12 protein-coding genes, 1 rRNA gene and 4 pseudogenes are annotated in these 16732 nt (G+C 74.7%); 11 read left to right on the top strand and 6 right to left on the bottom strand.

Annotation, left to right across the window (positions count from 1 at the left end):
- The 4 genes and pseudogenes from rrf to IH61_RS0137965 all read left to right on the top strand — a co-directional run.
- Positions 1–81, top strand: a 5S ribosomal RNA gene (gene rrf, locus IH61_RS0137980); the annotation flags it as partial.
- Positions 82–372: 291 nt separating this feature from the next.
- Positions 373–1509, top strand: a complete 1137-nt coding sequence (locus tag IH61_RS0137975) for a hypothetical protein (protein WP_031078618.1) — start codon at positions 373–375, stop codon at positions 1507–1509.
- A 243-nt stretch (positions 1510–1752) separates the two neighbouring features.
- Positions 1753–2586 (top strand): class I SAM-dependent methyltransferase, encoded by an 834-nt coding sequence (locus IH61_RS0137970; RefSeq protein WP_051838698.1) that lies wholly within the window; start codon positions 1753–1755, stop codon positions 2584–2586.
- Positions 2585–3391: pseudogene (locus tag IH61_RS0137965) on the top strand (S-methyl-5'-thioadenosine phosphorylase); the annotation flags it as partial. The gene IH61_RS0137970 and the pseudogene IH61_RS0137965, both read left to right, overlap by 2 nt.
- 93 nt (positions 3392–3484) lie before the next feature.
- Here the strand turns inward: IH61_RS0137965 and IH61_RS0137960 are convergent.
- Positions 3485–4612 carry an NADH:flavin oxidoreductase gene (locus IH61_RS0137960; protein WP_031078612.1) on the bottom strand — a complete coding sequence of 376 codons (1128 nt, stop codon included), beginning with the start codon at positions 4610–4612 and terminating at the stop codon, positions 3485–3487.
- A 194-nt stretch (positions 4613–4806) separates the two neighbouring features.
- On the opposite strand from IH61_RS0137960, the pseudogene IH61_RS49325 reads away from it, so the two are divergent.
- Positions 4807–5550 (top strand): annotated as a pseudogene (locus tag IH61_RS49325) (oxygenase MpaB family protein); the annotation flags it as partial.
- A 162-nt stretch (positions 5551–5712) separates the two neighbouring features.
- On the opposite strand, the gene IH61_RS43645 reads toward IH61_RS49325, so the two are convergent.
- On the bottom strand, positions 5713–8016 hold the full coding sequence (locus tag IH61_RS43645) for an FG-GAP-like repeat-containing protein (protein WP_051838697.1): 2304 nt from the start codon (positions 8014–8016) through the stop codon (positions 5713–5715).
- Positions 8017–8181: 165 nt separating this feature from the next.
- Complete coding sequence (locus IH61_RS0137945; RefSeq protein WP_234327511.1) at positions 8182–9018, bottom strand: alpha/beta hydrolase; 837 nt, start codon at positions 9016–9018, stop codon at positions 8182–8184.
- A 174-nt stretch (positions 9019–9192) separates the two neighbouring features.
- Between IH61_RS0137945 and IH61_RS0137940 the strand changes: the two genes are divergently transcribed.
- A complete protein-coding gene (locus IH61_RS0137940) occupies positions 9193–9990 on the top strand; it encodes a mechanosensitive ion channel family protein (protein ID WP_031078604.1) in 798 nt (265 codons plus the stop codon).
- Between the two features lie 6 nt (positions 9991–9996).
- Here the strand turns inward: IH61_RS0137940 and IH61_RS0137935 are convergent, their stop codons facing one another.
- A complete protein-coding gene (locus tag IH61_RS0137935; protein ID WP_051838696.1) occupies positions 9997–10347 on the bottom strand; it encodes a DUF6401 family natural product biosynthesis protein in 351 nt (116 codons plus the stop codon).
- A gap of 141 nt (positions 10348–10488) precedes the next feature.
- Here IH61_RS0137935 and IH61_RS0137930 point away from each other — a divergent pair, with 141 nt between their 5' ends.
- The 5 genes and pseudogenes from IH61_RS0137930 (at position 10489) to IH61_RS0137910 (ending at position 14837) form a co-directional block, all read left to right on the top strand.
- Positions 10489–11415 carry an LLM class F420-dependent oxidoreductase gene (locus tag IH61_RS0137930; protein ID WP_031078601.1) on the top strand — a complete coding sequence of 309 codons (927 nt, stop codon included), beginning with the start codon at positions 10489–10491 and terminating at the stop codon, positions 11413–11415.
- Between the two features lie 98 nt (positions 11416–11513).
- Positions 11514–12176: pseudogene (locus tag IH61_RS47990) on the top strand (AAA family ATPase); the annotation flags it as partial.
- A 207-nt stretch (positions 12177–12383) separates the two neighbouring features.
- Positions 12384–13367, top strand: coding sequence for a zinc metalloprotease (locus IH61_RS47985; protein ID WP_031078597.1), 984 nt, complete (start codon positions 12384–12386; stop codon positions 13365–13367).
- Positions 13368–13484: 117 nt separating this feature from the next.
- Entirely contained in the window at positions 13485–13934 is a 450-nt protein-coding gene (locus IH61_RS0137915) for a universal stress protein (protein ID WP_031078596.1), read from the top strand.
- 54 nt (positions 13935–13988) lie between these two features.
- A complete protein-coding gene (locus tag IH61_RS0137910) occupies positions 13989–14837 on the top strand; it encodes a DNA-formamidopyrimidine glycosylase family protein (RefSeq protein WP_051838695.1) in 849 nt (282 codons plus the stop codon).
- On the opposite strand, the pseudogene IH61_RS42145 reads toward IH61_RS0137910, so the two are convergent.
- A pseudogene (locus tag IH61_RS42145) lies at positions 14785–15419 on the bottom strand (uridine kinase). The gene IH61_RS0137910 and the pseudogene IH61_RS42145 sit on opposite strands and share 53 nt — an antisense overlap.
- Positions 15420–15498: 79 nt before the next feature.
- Positions 15499–16732 (bottom strand): PQQ-binding-like beta-propeller repeat protein (locus IH61_RS0137900; RefSeq protein ID WP_234327510.1); only part of this gene is annotated, 1234 nt, incomplete at its 5' end.

The following is a 16732-nucleotide window of genomic DNA, read 5'->3' as shown; positions in this document are numbered from 1 at the left end:
ATTCCGAACCCGGAAGCTAAGCCTCGTAGCGCCGATGGTACTGCAGGGGGGACCCTGTGGGAGAGTAGGACGCCGCCGAACAATCATTGTGAAGAACCCTCATCCGGATTCCGGATGGGGGTTCTTTGCGTTTCCGGGAGCCCGGAGCAGAAAACGAGGAGACGGGCCTCGGGCGGCCGGGCTACAGTCCTCGTGTGGCCGTCGTAGCGATCATTCGCCGATTTACCGGCCCCCTGGCCCCCGAAGGGCGCCGCAGGGGTCGGACTTCGCCACGTCTCGGGAGCTGAGTCGGGCCGGCCCCGTCGAGCGGTGGAGCCCAGGGGCTGGGGGGCGTGAGTCCCCGTCACCGCTCTTGGCCAGGAGGCCGAACGCATGTCTGCTCATCTCTCCGCCGAACACCTTGCCCGTGACCTCTCCGTCCGGGACCTCAGCGATCCCGCCGCCGGACCGCACGCCCTCCAACTCGTCCTCGCCCGGGCCGTCGACGCGCTGGCGGAGGAGTGGGGCTGCCAGGTCCGCTGGTGGCGCGGCGAGCGCACCGTCACGGTCGAGGACAACTACGACAACCTCGGCTACCGCAGCGACGACATCACCCGCGACACCCGCTACACCCGTACCGTCGACGACCGGCTCATGTTGCGCAGTCACTCCAGCGCCCTTGTCCCGGCCGCGCTGCGTGCCCTGGCTGCGGAGCAGCCCCGGGACTCCTCCGACGACGTGCTCCTGGCCTGCCCGGGGCTGGTCTACCGCCGCGACAGCATCGACCGGCTGCACACGGGCACGCCCCACCAGCTCGACCTGTGGCGGCTCAGCCGCCGCCCGGCCGCCCTGACCACCGCCGACCTGGACGGGATGGTGACGACTCTCGTCGAGGCGCTCCTGCCCGGGGCGAAGCACCGCCACGAGGACCGCGTCCACCCGTACACCCTGTCGGGCCGTCAGGTGGACGTGGAGTGCGACGGGGAGTGGATCGAGGTCGCGGAGTGCGGCCTGGCGCACCCCCGGGTGCTGGAGCGTGCCGGGTTGGGGGCCGAGTGGAGCGGTCTCGCGCTCGGGATGGGGCTGGACCGGATGCTGATGCTGCTCAAGGGCGTTCCGGACATCCGCATCCTGCGTTCGGCCGAGCCGTCCGTCGCCGCCCAGATGACCGACCTGACCCCGTACCGGCCGGTGTCGGCGATGCCTGCGGTCCGCCGGGACCTGTCGGTCGCCGTCGACCGCGACGACCTGGCGGAGGACCTCGGGGACCGGGTCCGCGACGCCCTCGGGCCGGACGCCGACTGCGTGGAGACGGTGGAGATCCTCGCCGAGACGCCGTGCACCGATCTCCCACCGCAGGCCCTGGCGCGGCTCGGCGCCCGCCCGGAGCAGAAGAACGTCCTGCTGAAGGTGGTCCTGCGCCACCTCGGGCGCACACTCACCGACCATGACGCCAACCTGCTGCGCGACCGCGTCTACGCGGCCGTCCACCAGGGCAGCGCCCACCAGTGGGCGGCGGGCGAGCGCTGACGGCCATGGGCCGGCGCCGCCTCGAGCGGGGGGTGGCGCCGGCCCGTCGGGAGGCGGTGGTCGCGGTACGCGAAGTAGTGGGAGAGGTTTTCGTCAGTGCCGCTGGTCATGGGACGGGGAGCCTCGGGGGGATGCGGGCATATGTCAACGCGCCTTGACGACCGACGGTGTTGGGATGATTCCTCAGTGTAGTGTCCGGGCCGGTTCGATGATCCCCACGTCCGGAACGAGGAGCACCCCTTGATGACCATGGAATCCACCGTCCGACCCCTCGACTCGCTGGCCGGCCCGTACCCGCTGCCCCTCGACTACCGGGGCGCGCACGGGCTGAGCGAGCAGGGCTGGCTCGGCATGGAGGCCCGCTGCGAGCGCCACGACATCGCCCTGGTCGTCGACACCCTCGCGGGCAACCGGCGCGTCGTGGAGATCGGCGGCGGCACGGGCGCGGTCGCGCGGGCCGTCGCCGACCGCCTCGGTGCGGTCACCACCGTGGAGCCGCACCTCGCCCGCGCGGCCGCCATGCGGCCGCTCGCCGAGCACGGCGTCACCGTCCTGCCGGGCTGGGCCGAGGAACTGCCGCTGGGCGACGGCGAGTTCGACGCAGCCGTCGCCACCTGGCTGCTGCACTACACCGACGACCCCGACATGGCGGTGACCGAGATGGCCCGCACGGTCGACGCCTCGCACCCCGAGGCCAAGGTCGTCCTCGTCCAGGGCGCGCCCGACAACGAGCTGATCGCGCTGTGGAACCGCACCTGCGCCGCTCTGCTCGGCGAACCCGAGGACCACCAGGGCTACCTGCTCGACCGCGCGGCCCACCTCCTCGCCGAACACGGCTTCGCGGACGTCTCGTTGACCCGGGCCCGCGTCGACGTCGTCTTCCCGGAGGAGGGCGCCGAGGCCAAGTCCCGGGCCGCCGCCGAGGCCCTGGCCGGGTACTGGAACCCCGGCCACCCCAAGCTCGCCGCCCTGCGCGAAGCCCTGCTGCCGCCGCTGCGCGAGCACTTCGCCACCGGCACCGACCGGATCGGCGACGACGCCGTCATGCTGGTGGCCCGCCCTCGGCGCACCGCCTGAGCCGCCCGAGGGCGAGCCGGCTCCTACAGTGGCCCCGGGCGAGGTGGCCGGGCGCACGGTGGCGTTCCTGCCCCGGCACGGGCGCTGGCACCGGCTGCCCCCGCACCGGATCAACTACCGGGCCAACCTGTGGGCGCTGCACTCGCTGGGCGTGCGGCAGGTGCTCGGGCCGTGCGCGGTGGGCGGGCTGCGGCCGGAGTACGGGCCGGGCACGCTGCTGGTGCCGGACCAGTTCGTGGACCGGACCTCGGGCCGGGCGCAGACCTTCTACGACGGGCTGCCGCTGGCATGGGGGTCCCCCCGGCCGGAGGCTGGGGGAGGCTCGGTGCCCGAGGTGGTGCACGTGCCGATGGCGGACCCGTACTGCCCGGTCGGGCGGCGGGCCGTCCTGGACGCGGCCGCCGCCGAAGCCTGGGAGCCGGTCGACGGCGGCACGCTCGTGGTGATCGAGGGGCCGCGCTTCTCCACCCGCGCCGAGTCCCGCTGGTACGCGGCCAACGGCTGGTCGGTGGTCGGCATGACCGGCCACCCCGAGGCCGTCCTGGCCCGTGAACTGGGCCTCTGCTACGCCTCGTTGGCACTGGTCACCGACCACGACGCCGGTGTGGCGAGCGGCGAGGGCGTCACCCACGCCGAGGTGCTGGAGGTCTTCGCCGATAACGTGGACCGGCTGCGGACGGTGCTGTTCAAGGCGCTGGAGAACCTGCCCGCCGAGCGGGACTGCCCGTGCTCCCATGCCCTGGACGGCCAGGTCCTGGACGGCAGGTCGGCCGAGCAGGAACACCGCGACGGGCAGGCCGAGTAGGGGCGGCGGTGGCCCGTCGTGTCTTCGCACGACGGGCCACCGGTTTGGTGCTCAGCTCTGGGTGCTCAGTTCGCGGTGGTCGGCGAAGGGTGCTCAGCTCAGGGTGCGCAGCGACGCCGCGCTGTACGCCTGCAGCTCGTCGAGGCGCCCCGAGAGGACCTTGGCAGCCCACTGCGGGTCCTGGAGCAGGGCGCGGCCGACGGCGACGAGGTCGAACTCGTCGCGCTCCAGCCGGTCGAGGAGCTTGTCGATGCCCTCGACCCCCGCGCCCTCGCCCGCGAAGGCGCGGACGACGTCGCCGTCGAGTCCGACCGAGCCGACGGTGATGGCCGGGCGGCCGGTGAGCTTCCTGGTCCAGCCGGCCAGGTTGAGGTCCGAGCCCTCGAACTCCGGGATCCAGTAGCGGCGGGTGGAGGCGTGGAAGGCGTCGACCCCGGCCTCGGCGAGCGGCGTGAGGATCGACTCCAGCTCCTGCGGGTTCCCGGCGATGCGGGCGTCGTAGGCGCCGGCCTTCCACTGCGAGTAGCGGAAGATCACCGGGAACTCCGGGGAGACGGCGGCGCGCACGGCGGCGACGACCTCGGCCGCGAACTTCGTCCGGGCGACCGGGTCGCCGCCGTAGGCGTCGGTGCGGCGGTTGGTGTGCTCCCACAGGAACTGGTCGATCAGGTAGCCGTGGGCGCCGTGCAGTTCGACGCCGTCGAAGCCGATCCGCTCGGCGGACGCGGCGGCCTGCGCGAACGCGCCGATCACGGCGTCCAGGTCGGCGCGGGTCATCGCCCGCCCCTCGCCCTCGGCGCCGTCCAGGGTGATGCCGGACGGGCCGATGGCGGGGGCGTCGTTGAACGGCGGCTTGCCCTGCTTGCGGACCATGCCGACGTGCCAGAGCTGCGGCACGATCGTGCCGCCCGCCGCGTGGACCTCCTCGGCGACGCGGGCCCACCCGGCGAGCTGCTCCTCGCCGTCGAAGCGCGGGATCTGGGCGCTCTCCCCGGCGGACTCGTGGCCGACGTACGTCCCCTCGGTGACGATCAGGCCCACGCCCGCGGCGGCGCGGCGGGCGTAGTACGCGCTCACGTTCTCGCCGGGCACGCCCTGGGGGGAGAAGCTGCGCGTCATCGGCGCCATGACGATGCGGTTGGGGACGGTCAGCCCGTTGATCGTGACGGGCCGGGAGAGGATCTCGGCCGCGCGGGAGGCCGGGTTCGCGGAGACGGTCATGAGGATTCCTCGGAGGTGGCGGTGATGTGCGCGGGGACGCGGGTGACTGCCGTGCCAACCACCGTGGTGGCCGCCGCATTTCACGGGCCGCCCGCATTCCGGTGTGATCCGCGCCACTGCACCCGCCGGGGCGGGGCACGTCACGGCCGATACGATCGGCGGGAGCGTGGCCGGACGGGGGAGGGGCGGGCGTGATGGACGGGTGGCGTACGCCGGTGGCGGCGGTGCGGGCGAGGCTGCTGGCCGAGATCAACGCGACCGTGCACGGGGACGACCTGCACCTGGAGCGCTACGACCGACCGGCCGGCGATCCCGGGCTCTTCGGGCCCTCCAGCATGGTGTGGCGGGTGCACGGGCACCCGGCCGGGATGCTGGTGGGCGGGTTCGCGGCCCTGCTGCTGCAGTCGCTGCACCCGCTGGCGATGGCCGCCGTCGACGCCCACTCGGACTTCCGGCAGGACCCGACGGGCCGGCTGCACCGCACGGCTCGGTTCGTCTCCACCACCACGCTGGGCTCCACGGAGGCGGCCGAGCGGGCGATCGCGGGAGTGCGTCGCATTCACCCCCGGATCAGCGGCACCGCGCCGGACGGCCGCCCCTACCGCGCGGACGACCCGCACCTGCTCACCTGGGTGCACACCGCCGAGGTGGTCTGCTTCCTGACCGGCTACCAGGCGTTCGCCCGGACCCCCCTGACCGCCGCCGAGTGCGACCGCTACTACGCCGAGGCCGCCCTCGTCGCCGAGCGCCTCGGCGCCCGCGAGGTGCCCCGCTCCCGCGCCGAGGTGCGGGCCTGTCTGGCGCGCCTGCGCCCGGAGTTGGCGGTCACCCCGCCGGCGCTGGAGGTGCTGCGCCTGCTGCGCGGGTTCGGGCGCAGCAGGCGCGAGCGGGCCGCCGTACGGATCCTGACGAACGCCTCCATCGGCCTCCTGCCGCCCTGGGCGCGGGCCGAACTCGCCGTCCGGCGCCCCCGGTTGGTGCGCGCGGCCTGGGACCGCCCGCTGGCCGGGGCCGGCGGGGGCTCCTGGTGTGGGCCTGTGGCCCCTCCGAGATCCGCGCCGCCGCCCTCGCCCGCGCCACGGCGGTGGACTGACGGTCTGTCAGAGGTTCGCGCACTGCCCGGTGCGCGGGCCGACGACGGTGTTCGGCCGTCCGTCGTCGCCCGGCGGCGGGGTGTTGCCGGAGCAGGCCAGCGAGCCGCCGACGGTGTTCGCCGTGATCAGCGCCCGGTCGTCGCGCGGGAACGGGCCCGCGCCGGTGGTGCCGTCGACGACGGTGCTGCCGCCGATCCGGTCGTCGTCGAGGACCAGCCCACCGGTGTTGTCCTTGAGGACGACCGAGCCGTCGATCCGGTTGCCGGCGCAGCCCTCGTCCACCGGGTCGCCGATCACCACGAACCCCGTGGAGCCGACGACCTGCACGGATCCGGTGACGGTGCTCGCGCACACGCCGAGGAAGGAGGCGCCGCGCGAGGCGATGGTGCCGACCGTCGAGCGGGAGACGAACAGCGCCGCCCCCGGCCGCACCACCACCGCGTCGGCGGTGGCGTCCACCAGGCAGGTGCTCGTGCCGGTGGCGAGGACGGACCCGGCCGGGCCGGTGATCGTGCGATCGCAGCCGACCTGCTGGGCGATGCTCTCCGGTGCGCCCGGGAGGTAGGCGTCGTCACCCGGGTACTGGGCCGTGACGGTGTGGGATCCGGGCAGCAGGTGGGACCAACTGATGTGCGTGGTCGCGCAGTTGGGGCCTCCCCCAGGGGCGAGGGTGCCGGTTCCGATGGTCGTGGAGCCGTCGGAGAAGGTGACCGTGCCGCTCGGCGGGGAGGCGGGGCCGGTGCTGGTCGGCGCCGGGCAGACGGTGTCGGTGAAGGTGACCGGGCTGCCGAAGGACGCCGGGTCGGGTGAGGAGGAGATCGTGGTGACGACGGCCGCCCGGGTGACCCGCTGGATGAGCACCCCGGAGGTGGCGCCGAGGAAGGTGGCGTCGCCGCCGTACTCGGCGGTGAGGTCGTGCGGCCCGACCCCCAGGGCGGAGGTGGCGAGCGTCGCGGCGCCGCAGCCGCCGCTCGCCCGCACGGGAGCGGTGCCCAGCACCGTCGTCCCGTCGCGGAAGGTCACCGTGCCGGTCGGGGTCCCGGTGGTGGCCAGGTCGGGGCAGACGGTGGCGGTGAGGGTGACCGGCTGTCCGTAGGCGGAGGGGTCGGGGTCGGAGCCGAGGGTGGTGGTGACGTGGCGTCTGGCGATGTTCAGCAGGACGTCGACGGAGCTGTCGTCGCCGGCGACGACGTCCGGTCTGCCGTCGCCGTTGAGGTCACCGATGGCCACGCGCGCCCCGAACGCCGAGATCCGGTAGTCCTGCCGCGGCTGGAAGGTGCCGTCGCCGTTGCCGAGCAGCACCGACACGTTGGCGTTGTTGACTCCGCCGACCAGGTCGCGGTGGCCGTCGCCGTCGAGGTCGGCGATCGCCACTTCGGAGGGGAACGCCTGCTTCTCCAGCGGAATCACGGTCGGCGCGCCGAAGGTGCCGTCCCCGTTGCCCGGCAGGACGGCGAAGGCGTCCGCCCCTGCCACCGCCACGGCCAGGTCGGGGTGCCCGACGCCGCGCAGGTCGCCGACGGCCACGGCCAGGGGGAACCGGCCGACTGGGTAGGTGCGCTGGGGCTGGAAGGTGCCGTCGCCGTTGCCCCGCAGCACCGAGACCGTGCCGTCCTGGGCGTTGGCGGCCACCAGGTCGATGCGGCCGTCGCCGTCGAGGTCGGCGAGGGCCAGGCCCTCCGGGTCGTTGCCCACCGGGTAGCTCTGCTGGGGCTGGAAGGTGCCGTCGCCGTTGCCCAGCAGCACCGACGCCGTGTTGTCGTTCCTGTTGACGGTCACCAGGTCGAGCCGCCCGAGGCCCCGCAGGTCCGCCGAGGCGAGCCCCTTCGGGGACGCCCCCACGGCGTAGCTGCGCACGGGCTGGAACGTCCCGTCGCCGTTGCCCAGGCGCACCTCGACGGAGCCGACGTTGCTCACCGGGTGCGTGCCGACGGCCACCGCGAGGTCCGTCCGCCCGCTGCCGGTGAACCGCCCGGTCAGCAGGTTGCCGGGCATCTCGCCGACCGGGATCGTCGCCGGCGCCGCGAACGTCCCGTCGCCGTTGCCGGGGAAGAGCGAGACGGTGTTGTCGTAGTTGTTGCTCGCCACGATGTCGAGGCGGCCGCTCCCGTGGAAGTCCCCGAGGGCCACCTCGAACGGGTAGTCACCCGCCTTGTACGCCACCTTCGGTGCGAACAGCGGCTCGCTCGCCGCCGCCGGCTCCGCGTCGAGGGCGCGCGCCGCACCGGGCCCGGCCACCCCCGCTCCCAGCAGCGACGCCGTCACGAGCACCACCCTCAGCGAACTCCCGACCCACCGCATCCTGCCCATCCACCGCTCCTTCCGGCCCTCGACCCGGGAGGGTCGCCGACGAACCATTCCCGATGGTCGGTCATGCACCCCGCCCGCCCGCGCGAGCGACACCGGGCGTTCGAGCGATGCCGGGGCCGGCCGCCAGAGATTGGCCGTCAGAGATTGGCCGTCAGGGGTTGGCCGTCAGGGGTTGGCCGGGGTCCTGCGCGGCTGGCGGGGCAGGGGCAGGGTGAGCGCCTCGCCGGAGGCCGGGGGCAGGGCGAGTGCGGAGGCCGTCTCGGCGGGCAGGGGCCGCAGGCCGAGGAGGGCGCCGGTGAGGCGGGTGGTGGCGCGGTGCCAGTCGGGCAGGCGCTGGAGCATCGCGTGTCCGCTGCCGCCGACGGTGTAGCCGCAGACCCGGGCGCCGGCGGCGCGGCTGCGGGCGGCGAAGGCCAGGGTGTCGGCGGGCGGGGTCACCCGGTCCCGGTCGCCGTGCAGCATCAGCACGTCCCGCCCGGCCAGCTGCTCGCACGGGTCCTGCGGCGGGCACCAGGGGGCGAGGACGACGAGCCCGGTCACCGCCGGGTGCCCGCCGGCCTGGAGGGCGGCCCGCCCGCCCATGGAGTGGCCGATCAGGATCGTCGGCACCGGACCGAGCTGCTCCGCGAGCTCGTCCAGCGCGGCCAGCGCGTCCCGGGCCGCGTCGGCGCGCGGGCCGTTCCAGCCCCGGTGCCGGTAGCGGACGGTGCCCACCGCGATTCGGTCCTGCGCGGCCTGGCGGGCCAGCGGCCGCAGGAAGCCGTGCATCCGCAGCAGCGGCAGGTTGACGGCTCCCGGCCGGGCGAGGTTGTGCTCCTCGCCGCCGTGCAGCACCAGGACCGCGGCCCGGGGCCGCTCGGGCAGGGCCCGCCAGGAGAGCGCCAGGTGGCCCGCGGTCGTACCGTCCGTGACCGAACCGCCCGCGACCGTCATGTCCGCGACCGTCATGTCCGCCGTCGCGCCGCTCGCCGCCGTACCGCTGTCCGCCTCGCCGATGCTCACCCTCGGACCCTTTCGCCGCTGCCACTGTACGCGCGCGCCCGCCGGGCGTGTTCACCCGAGGGGACCATCCCGGGCACCGGGCGCGCGCGGTCCCGGCGGGCGGCTGCTATCCACGAAGGGTGGGGGGCCGCCCGGCGCCGTCGGTCGCGTCGTGCTCACCGAGTGGAGGACTCCGTGGCTCAGCAGCTCGCACTCTCCGTCGACTTCGGATCGGGCTTCACCGAAGCCTGGAACAAGATCGCCAAGTTCATTCCGCAGTTCATCGCCTTCCTGGCGATCCTGGTCATCGGGTGGTTCGTCGCGAAGGCGATCGCCAAGGTGCTGGACCGCGTGCTGCGCAGGATCGGCTCCGAGAGGGTCGCCGAGAGGGCCGGGATGGACCGCTACCTGAGCGGGTCCAAGTACGACCTGACCGGAATCGTCTGCAAGATCGTCTACTACGCGGTGCTGCTGATGACGCTGCAGCTGGCGTTCGGCGTCTTCGGGCCGAACCCGATCAGTGTGATGATCCACAGCATCGTCGCCTGGCTGCCCAGGGGCATCGTCGCCGTCGTCATCCTGGTGGTCGCCATGGCCATCGCCAACGGCGTGCGCGACATCGTCCGCAACTCGCTCGCCGCCGCCTCGTACGGCCGGACCGTCTCCACCCTGGTCTGGGCGTTCATCGTGGCGCTCGGCGTGATCGCGGCCCTCGGCCAGGCCGGGATCGCCACCGCGATCACGGGCCCGGTGCTGATCGCGGTGCTCGCCACCATCACCGGCGTGCTGGTGGTCGGCGTCGGCGGCGGCCTGATCATGCCGATGCGCCAGCGCTGGGAGCGCTGGCTGGACGGCGCCGAGCGGGAGACCGCCCGGCTGCGCGGCAGCGCCTACCAGGCCGGCCGCTCCGACGCCCTGGCCAACCAGCCGGTGAACCCGACCGCCCAGACCGGCCCGGGCGGCTCCCCGGCCCCGGGCATCGAGGAGCGGTAGAACGCTTCAGACGAGCAGCCCCTGCTCGCGCACCAGCCAGCAGATCGCGGTCAGCCGGAGCACGGCGTAGTCGTGGCCGACCGGTTCCCGCCAGCCGATCTCGGCGAGCGCGTCCAGGAAGCCCAGCGCGTAGTCCGACAGTTCCTCACGGTCCAGGGGCCGGGGCGCGAGCTCCGGCCCCTGCGCGTACAGCAGTTCGCGCAGCATCGAGGCGTGCTGGTCGACGGCCGCGACGAAGCCGGGCTCGAAGGCGAACTCGGCCAGCCGGGGCGTGAAGGCGGCCACGATGCCGGGCAGCGGGCAGCCGGCCGGCTCGTCGGGGGAGCGCCGGAAGGAGTCGTCGGAGGTCGCGAACATCCGTCCACGGTAGGCGAGCGCGCGGGTCCGACCGGCCGCCCGTGACGGTTCCGTGCTGAGACCTTGGCCACCCCGGCCGTCTCCCGTGGTTGGCCGGTTCCGTGCCGCGCCCCGGGGGCGATCCGTACCAGAATGGCCCGTATGGATCTTCGAGTGTTCACCGAACCCCAGCAGGGCGCGAGCTACGACACCCTCCTCTCGGTGGCCCGCGCCGCCGAGGAACTCGGCGTGTTCAGCGCCTTCTTCCGCTCCGACCACTACCTCAAGATGGGCGACGTCGACGGCCTGCCCGGCCCCACCGACGCCTGGATCACCCTGGCCGGGCTCGCCCGCGACACCAGCACCATCCGCCTGGGCACCCTGATGACCGCCGCCACCTTCCGCCTGCCCGGCGTCACCGCGATCCAGGTCGCCCAGGTGGACGCGATGAGCGGGGGCCGCGTCGAGTTCGGCCTCGGCGCCGGCTGGTACGGGGCCGAGCACGCCGCGTACGGCATCCCGTTCCCCAAGGAGAAGTTCGGGCGGCTGGAGGAGCAGCTGGCCGTCATCACCGGTCTCTGGAACACCAAGCTCGGCGACACCTTCGACTTCGCCGGGGAGTACTACACCCTCACCGACTCGCCCGCCCTGCCCAAGCCCGCCCAGGACCGCATCCCGGTGCTGGTCGGCGGCACCGGGGCCAAGCGCACCCCGGCGCTGGCCGCACGCTTCGCCGACGAGTTCAACCTGCCGTTCGTCTCCGCCGAGGACTCCGCCGGCCACTTCGCCCGCGTGCGCGCCGCCGTCGAGCAGGCCGGGCGCTCCGGCGACGACCTGGTGTACTCCAACGCCCTGGTCGCCTGCGTCGGCCGCGACGACGCCGAGGTGGCCCGCCGGGCCGCCGCCATCGGCCGCGAGGTGAACGAGCTCAAGGCCAACGGCCTGGCGGGCACCCCGGCCGAGGTCGCGGAGAAGATCGGCCGGTACGCGGAGGCCGGCAGCCAGCGGATCTACCTGCAGATCCTCGACCTGCAGGACCTCGACCACCTGGAGGTCATCGCCTCCGAGGTCGCCCCGCAGCTCGCCTGAGGTCCTGTCCGGCGCCGTGCGGCTCTGACCACGGGTCTTTACTCTTTCTTGGGAATGCGCGATGCTCCCAGGAAGGGTGAACCACCGGGGGAGAGCCGATGGCCGGGACGGGAGCGAGACGGGCGGCGGCGCCCCGCGTGCCGCCGCCCCGCCCGGCCGAGTCGCTCACTGTCCGGACCGTCCACACTGTCCATACCGTCCAAACCGTCCGCGCCGGGCGGCACGAGTTACGTGGCCCCGGGCCCGCCGCCCTGCACTACCCCGCCGGTGACCTCCTCGTCGTCTCCGGCCTGCCCGGCAGCGGGAAGAGCACCCTGATGCACCGCTGCGTGTGCGCCCCGCTGGTCGACTCCCAGCTGGTGCGCGCCGAGTACGCGGCCCGCCTGCCCGCCCGCCTCCCGTACGCCCTCTACCGCCCCCTCGTCCGGCTCGCCCACTACCGGCGGCTGCGCCGCGCCGTACTGGCCGGCGGGGCGCTCGCCGTGCACGACTGCGGCACCCTGCCGTGGGTACGGGCGTGGCTGTGCCGCGCCGCCGCCCGGCAGGGGAGGCGGGTGCACCTGCTGGTGCTGGACGCCGACCCGGACGAGGCCCGCGACGGGCAGCGCCGGCGCGGGCAGGGCGTCTCGCGCTACGCCTTCACCCGGCACCGGGGAGCCGTCGCCCGGCTGCTCGCGGCGGGACTGCCGGCCGGCTGTGCGTCGGCGGTGGTACTCGACCGCGCCGCCGCGCGCCCTGCGGGAGATCGACTTCACCGCGTCGTAGTCTCGGCGGGTCCGCGGCTCCCGCGCGTCCGTCCCGTACGCGTTCGCACGCCGTCGCCTGTCGTCGCGCGTGCCGTTTCGCGTGTCGTTCCGCGTGCCGTACGGCACGTCGTACCGCACGCGGGCGCGCAGGTTGTTGCGCACGCCGCCGGGCGGGCCCGGGGCGCGGCCGACCCTCCGTCAACTCCCTTGTCAGGAGCGCCGATGCGCCGTTCTCCCCGGGTGCGCCCGCGGACCCCTCGCCTGTTCCCCTGCGCCGCCGCGCTGGTCGCCGCGGCCGGTCTGAGCCAGTTCGCGGCGCCCGTCGCGCACCACGCCGCGGCGGCCGGGCCTGCCGTCCATGCCGTCCCGGCCGCCTGCGACGGCTACGACGCCGCCGCCCGCAAGCCGGCCGGCGGCCCGTCCGGCAAGGACCCGAACGCCGTCGGCCCCGCCGAGGCGAAGGCCATGCAGGCCGACCTGGACGACCGGCTGGCCCGGCTCGCCTCCGCCCACGTGCCGCTCGCCGCCGTGCCGACCACCGTGCCGGTGTACGTCCACGTGATCCACGACGGGGCCGCGGGCCTGCTCGACCAGGGCGCCGTCGACGCCCAGATCGACCACCTCAACGCCACCTACGGCGGCCAGGGCGCGGGCAGCACCGACACCCGGTTCCACTTCGAACTGGCTGGGACCGAGTGGACCGACAACGCCGGCTGGTACAACGGCATGACCCCCGGCTCGGCGGCCGAGAAGGCCATGAAGTCGGCCCTGCGCAAGGGCGACCAGGGCACCCTCAACCTCTACACCGCCCACCTCGGCCAGTCCCTGCTCGGCTGGGCGACCTTCCCCAGCGCCTACCGCTCCGACCCGTCCGACGACGGCGTGGTCGTCCTGGACGACTCCCTGCCCGGCGGCCCCGCCACCCACTACAACCAGGGCAACACCGCCACCCACGAGACCGGCCACTGGCTCGGCCTCTTCCACACCTTCCAGGGCGGCTGCCTGCTCCCGGGCGACTACGTGGACGACACCCCGCCCGAGCGCAGCGCCGCCTACGGCTGCCCCGAGGGCCGCGACACCTGCCCGGGGAAGGGGCTCGACCCGATCCACAACTTCATGGACTACAGCTACGACGAGTGCATGACCCAGTTCACCCCCGGGCAGGCGCAGCGGATGGCGAACTCCTGGGCGGCCTACCGCAGCTGATGTCGGGGGCGCTGCTTCGAAGGTGAAACAGCTTCAGCGGCGTGGCAATCGCCGGGAACAGGGCCGATCTGATCTATGTTCGAAGGAATGAGCGAACCCGACCGAAGGAGCAACACCATGAGTGCCAACCCCCGGATCGTCGTCGGCGTGGACGGCTCGCCCGCCTCCGAGCAGGCGCTGAAGTGGGCGCTCGACTACGCCAGGGCCGTCGGCGGCACGATCCACGCCGTCGCCGCCTGGGAGTACCCCGCCTTCTACGGCTGGGGCGGCCAGGGCGTCCCCACCGCCGAGACCTTCAACCCCGAGGAGATCGCGGGCCAGACCCTCGCCCAGGCGATCGAGAAGGTCGCCGGCACGGAGCCGGGCGTCACGATCACCCGCGACGTGGTGCCCGGCGGCGCCCCGCAGGCCCTGCTCTCGGCCGCCAAGGGCGCCGCGCTGCTCGTCGTCGGCAGCCGGGGCCTCGGCGGGTTCTCCGGCGTGCTGCTCGGCTCCGTCAGCCGCCACGTCACCGAGCACGCGCCCTGCCCGGTGACCGTCGTCCGCGAAGGCGCCGTCGCGGCGTAGCCGCACCTGGGGGCCGGTGCGCGGTGGGGCCGCCCCGCGGTGGAGGATGGAGACATGCCCGAAGGTGACTCCGTCTACCGCGAGGCGGCCCGGCTGCACGAGACCCTCGCCGGACGGCCGCTGACCCACGCCGAACTGCGCGTCCCCGCGCACGCCACCGCCGACCTCGCCGGGCGCCGGGTGCTCGAGGTCCGCCCCCGCGGCAAGCACATGCTCACCCGCCTCGAAGGCGGCCTCACCCTCCACACCCACCTGCGGATGGACGGCCGCTGGGAGGTCTATAGCCCCGGCGAACGCTGGACCGGCGGGCCCGCCCACCAGATCCGCGCCGTCCTCGGCACCGAACGCGGCACCGCCGTCGGCTACCGGCTGCCCGTCGTCGAACTCCTGCGCACCACCGACGAGTCACGCATCGTCGACCGCCTCGGCCCCGACCTCCTCGGCCCCGACTGGGACCCGGTCGAGGCCGTACGCCGCCTCCTCGCCCGCCCCTCCCGCCCGCTCGTCGAAGCCCTCCTCGACCAGCGCAACCTCGCCGGGATCGGCAACGTCTACGCCAACGAACTCTGCTTCGTCGCCGGGCTCACCCCGTGGACGGCCATCGGCGAACTCCCGCACCCCGACCGGCTGGTGGAGCGCGCCCGGCAGATGCTCGAGGCCAACAAGCTGCGCCCCGGCCACATCACCACCGGCGACCTGCGCCCCGGCTACCGGCACTGGGTCTACGGCCGGGCCGGGCGGCCCTGCCCCCGGTGCGTCACCCCGGTCCTGACGGCTCGTCAGGGGGAGCCGCCCTACGACCGGGTGGTGTTCTGGTGCCCGTTCTGCCAGCGCGGCCCCGCGCCGGAGGTCACGGGCGCTCGACCAGCGCGGGGTGGCGCGGGTCGTCCATCCGGACGGTGAGGTCCGCCGCCTCGGCCGGGCCCGTCTCCTCCTCGTAGCGGGCGAAGGCGGGCAGCGTCCACCGCTCCTCCGCCGGGGTGCGGCGGGCCAGCGCGGCGGGGGAGAGCGCCAGGTGGACGGTCAGCTCCAGCGGCAGCCAGCGGCCCAGCAGCATCGGCCCGTCCAGCAACAGCACGCCGCCGGGCGGCAGTTGGACGTACGGGGCGCGGGTGGAACGGTCGGTGGCGGGGTCGCGCAGCGAGGGCAGGACGCGGCCGCTGCCACCGGGCTCCAGCGGGTCCAGCACCTCGCGCGCGAGGGCGCCGTCGTCCAGCCACAGGTCGTGGAAGGCGTCCGCGTCCCGGTGGCCGTACTCCAGCCGGATCGAGGCCGGGCGCAGGAACCCGGCGGCCGGGACACGCAGCGCGGGCAGGCCCCGCAGCCGCAGCGGCTCCACCAGGCGTCGGCCAGCTCGCCGGGGCGGGCGGCGTCGGCGCCGTCCACGGCGACCCGCAGGTGGCGCCCGCCCGCGCCGGGCAGGGCGGCGATGCGCTCGGCGAGCAGCTCGGTCAGCTTCTCGGGGGAGATCGGGCGTACCTGCATACGGCCGTCCTCTCGTTGAATCAGGCTGTCGTGTGGTCAGCGCAGTCCGGGTCGGCGCAGTTCGGTCAGTGCAGTTCGGTCAGCGCAGGGGCAGGGCGTGCAGGACGTCGTCGTGCCCGGCGTAGAGGCGCTCGGCGTCGGCGGCCAGCGCCCAGACGTCCCGGCCGGGGCCCGAGTCGCGGAACGTCCACAGGGTGCGCCCGCTCGCGGTGTCCACCGCGCAGACCCCGCCGGCCGCCGTCCCCGGCACGAACAGGGTCGGGCCGACGACCACCGGGCGGCTGCGGCGGTCCAGCAGGAAGGGCATCCGGGCCGTCCAGCGCACCGCGCCGCTGTCCGTGCCGTGCGCGGTGACCAGGCCGTCGTCGCGCGGGACGTACACCTGCGCCCCGTCCACCAGCGGCGGCAGCGCCCGCCAGGACTCGCCCCTGGCGGGGGAGTGCGTCCACTGCGCCTCGCCGCTCGGGCGCAGGGCGCGCACCCCGCCGTTGCCGTCCGGGACGAACACCTGCCGGGGGCCGGCGGTGCACCAGCGCAGGTCCTCGTCTCCGGGTGCCGTCCACAGCTCCCGGCCGTCGGCGGCGTCGCGCACGACGAGCGCGGCCCGGTTGCCGAGGCTGCGCACGCAGACGGTGCGGGTGCCGTCGGCGGTGGTGGCGACCGGCTGCTCGCCGTGCGTTTCGTGGACGGTCCACAGGAGGGATCGGTCGGCCAGGCGCAGCGCGAAGACCAGGTTGTCGGGCCCGGTCTCCTCGCCCTGGTAGCGGTCCCAGACGGAGCCGTACAGGACGCCGTTCTCGCAGGCGGACAGGGTCGGCACATTGGTGGGCGCCGGGCCGGAGTGCTCGGCCGCGCCGACCAGCTCGGGAGGCAGCGGCAGGCTCCAGTCGCGGGCCGGGTCGGTGAAGTGGCGGGCGTCGAGGTGGCCGAAGGAGGTGGAGCTGTAGAGGTACTCGGGCCCGAGGACGACCTTGCCGAGCCGCTCGGCGTCGCTCGGCCACCGCGGGTCCGGCCGGTCGAAGGCGAGCAGCCGCGCGGCCTCGCCGGAGGCCGGGTCGATCACCTGGAGGCCCCCTGCGGACAGGTACACCGGCCGCCCCGGCGGGCGGACCAGCCGCTCCGGGGTCATCGCCTCCGGCCCCCGGTACGTCCACAGCGGCGCCGGCCCGGACAGCGCCGTCGGCCCCGGCCTCGGCTTCGGCCCCGGCGCCGCCCCCTCGCCCGAACGGCCCAGCGCCCACAGCGCCCCACCCGCCGCCAGCACCCCGGCCCCGACCAGCAACCCCCGCCGCCCCCGCCCCCGCCCCCCCCCG

The organism is Streptomyces sp. NRRL WC-3742 (genome assembly GCF_000720635.1).
Taxonomy (GTDB): domain Bacteria; phylum Actinomycetota; class Actinomycetes; order Streptomycetales; family Streptomycetaceae; genus Kitasatospora.
Note: the sequence above shows the minus strand (reverse complement) of the source record. Positions and strands in the feature narration are given on the sequence as shown.

Excerpts from the sequence above, each read along its gene's own strand:
- IH61_RS0137960 (WP_031078612.1), bottom strand. The coding sequence starts at position 4,612 with ATGACCGTCTCCGCGAACCCGGCCTCCCGCGCGGCCGAGATCCTCTCC.
- IH61_RS0137910 (WP_051838695.1), top strand. The coding sequence starts at position 13,989 with ATGCCCGAAGGTGACTCCGTCTACCGCGAGGCGGCCCGGCTGCACGAG.
- IH61_RS43645 (WP_051838697.1), bottom strand. The coding sequence starts at position 8,016 with ATGGGCAGGATGCGGTGGGTCGGGAGTTCGCTGAGGGTGGTGCTCGTG.
- IH61_RS0137970 (WP_051838698.1), top strand. The coding sequence starts at position 1,753 with ATGACCATGGAATCCACCGTCCGACCCCTCGACTCGCTGGCCGGCCCG.
- IH61_RS47985 (WP_031078597.1), top strand. The coding sequence starts at position 12,384 with ATGCGCCGTTCTCCCCGGGTGCGCCCGCGGACCCCTCGCCTGTTCCCC.
- IH61_RS0137975 (WP_031078618.1), top strand. The coding sequence starts at position 373 with ATGTCTGCTCATCTCTCCGCCGAACACCTTGCCCGTGACCTCTCCGTC.
- IH61_RS0137930 (WP_031078601.1), top strand. The coding sequence starts at position 10,489 with ATGGATCTTCGAGTGTTCACCGAACCCCAGCAGGGCGCGAGCTACGAC.
- IH61_RS0137935 (WP_051838696.1), bottom strand. The coding sequence starts at position 10,347 with ATGTTCGCGACCTCCGACGACTCCTTCCGGCGCTCCCCCGACGAGCCG.
- IH61_RS0137915 (WP_031078596.1), top strand. The coding sequence starts at position 13,485 with ATGAGTGCCAACCCCCGGATCGTCGTCGGCGTGGACGGCTCGCCCGCC.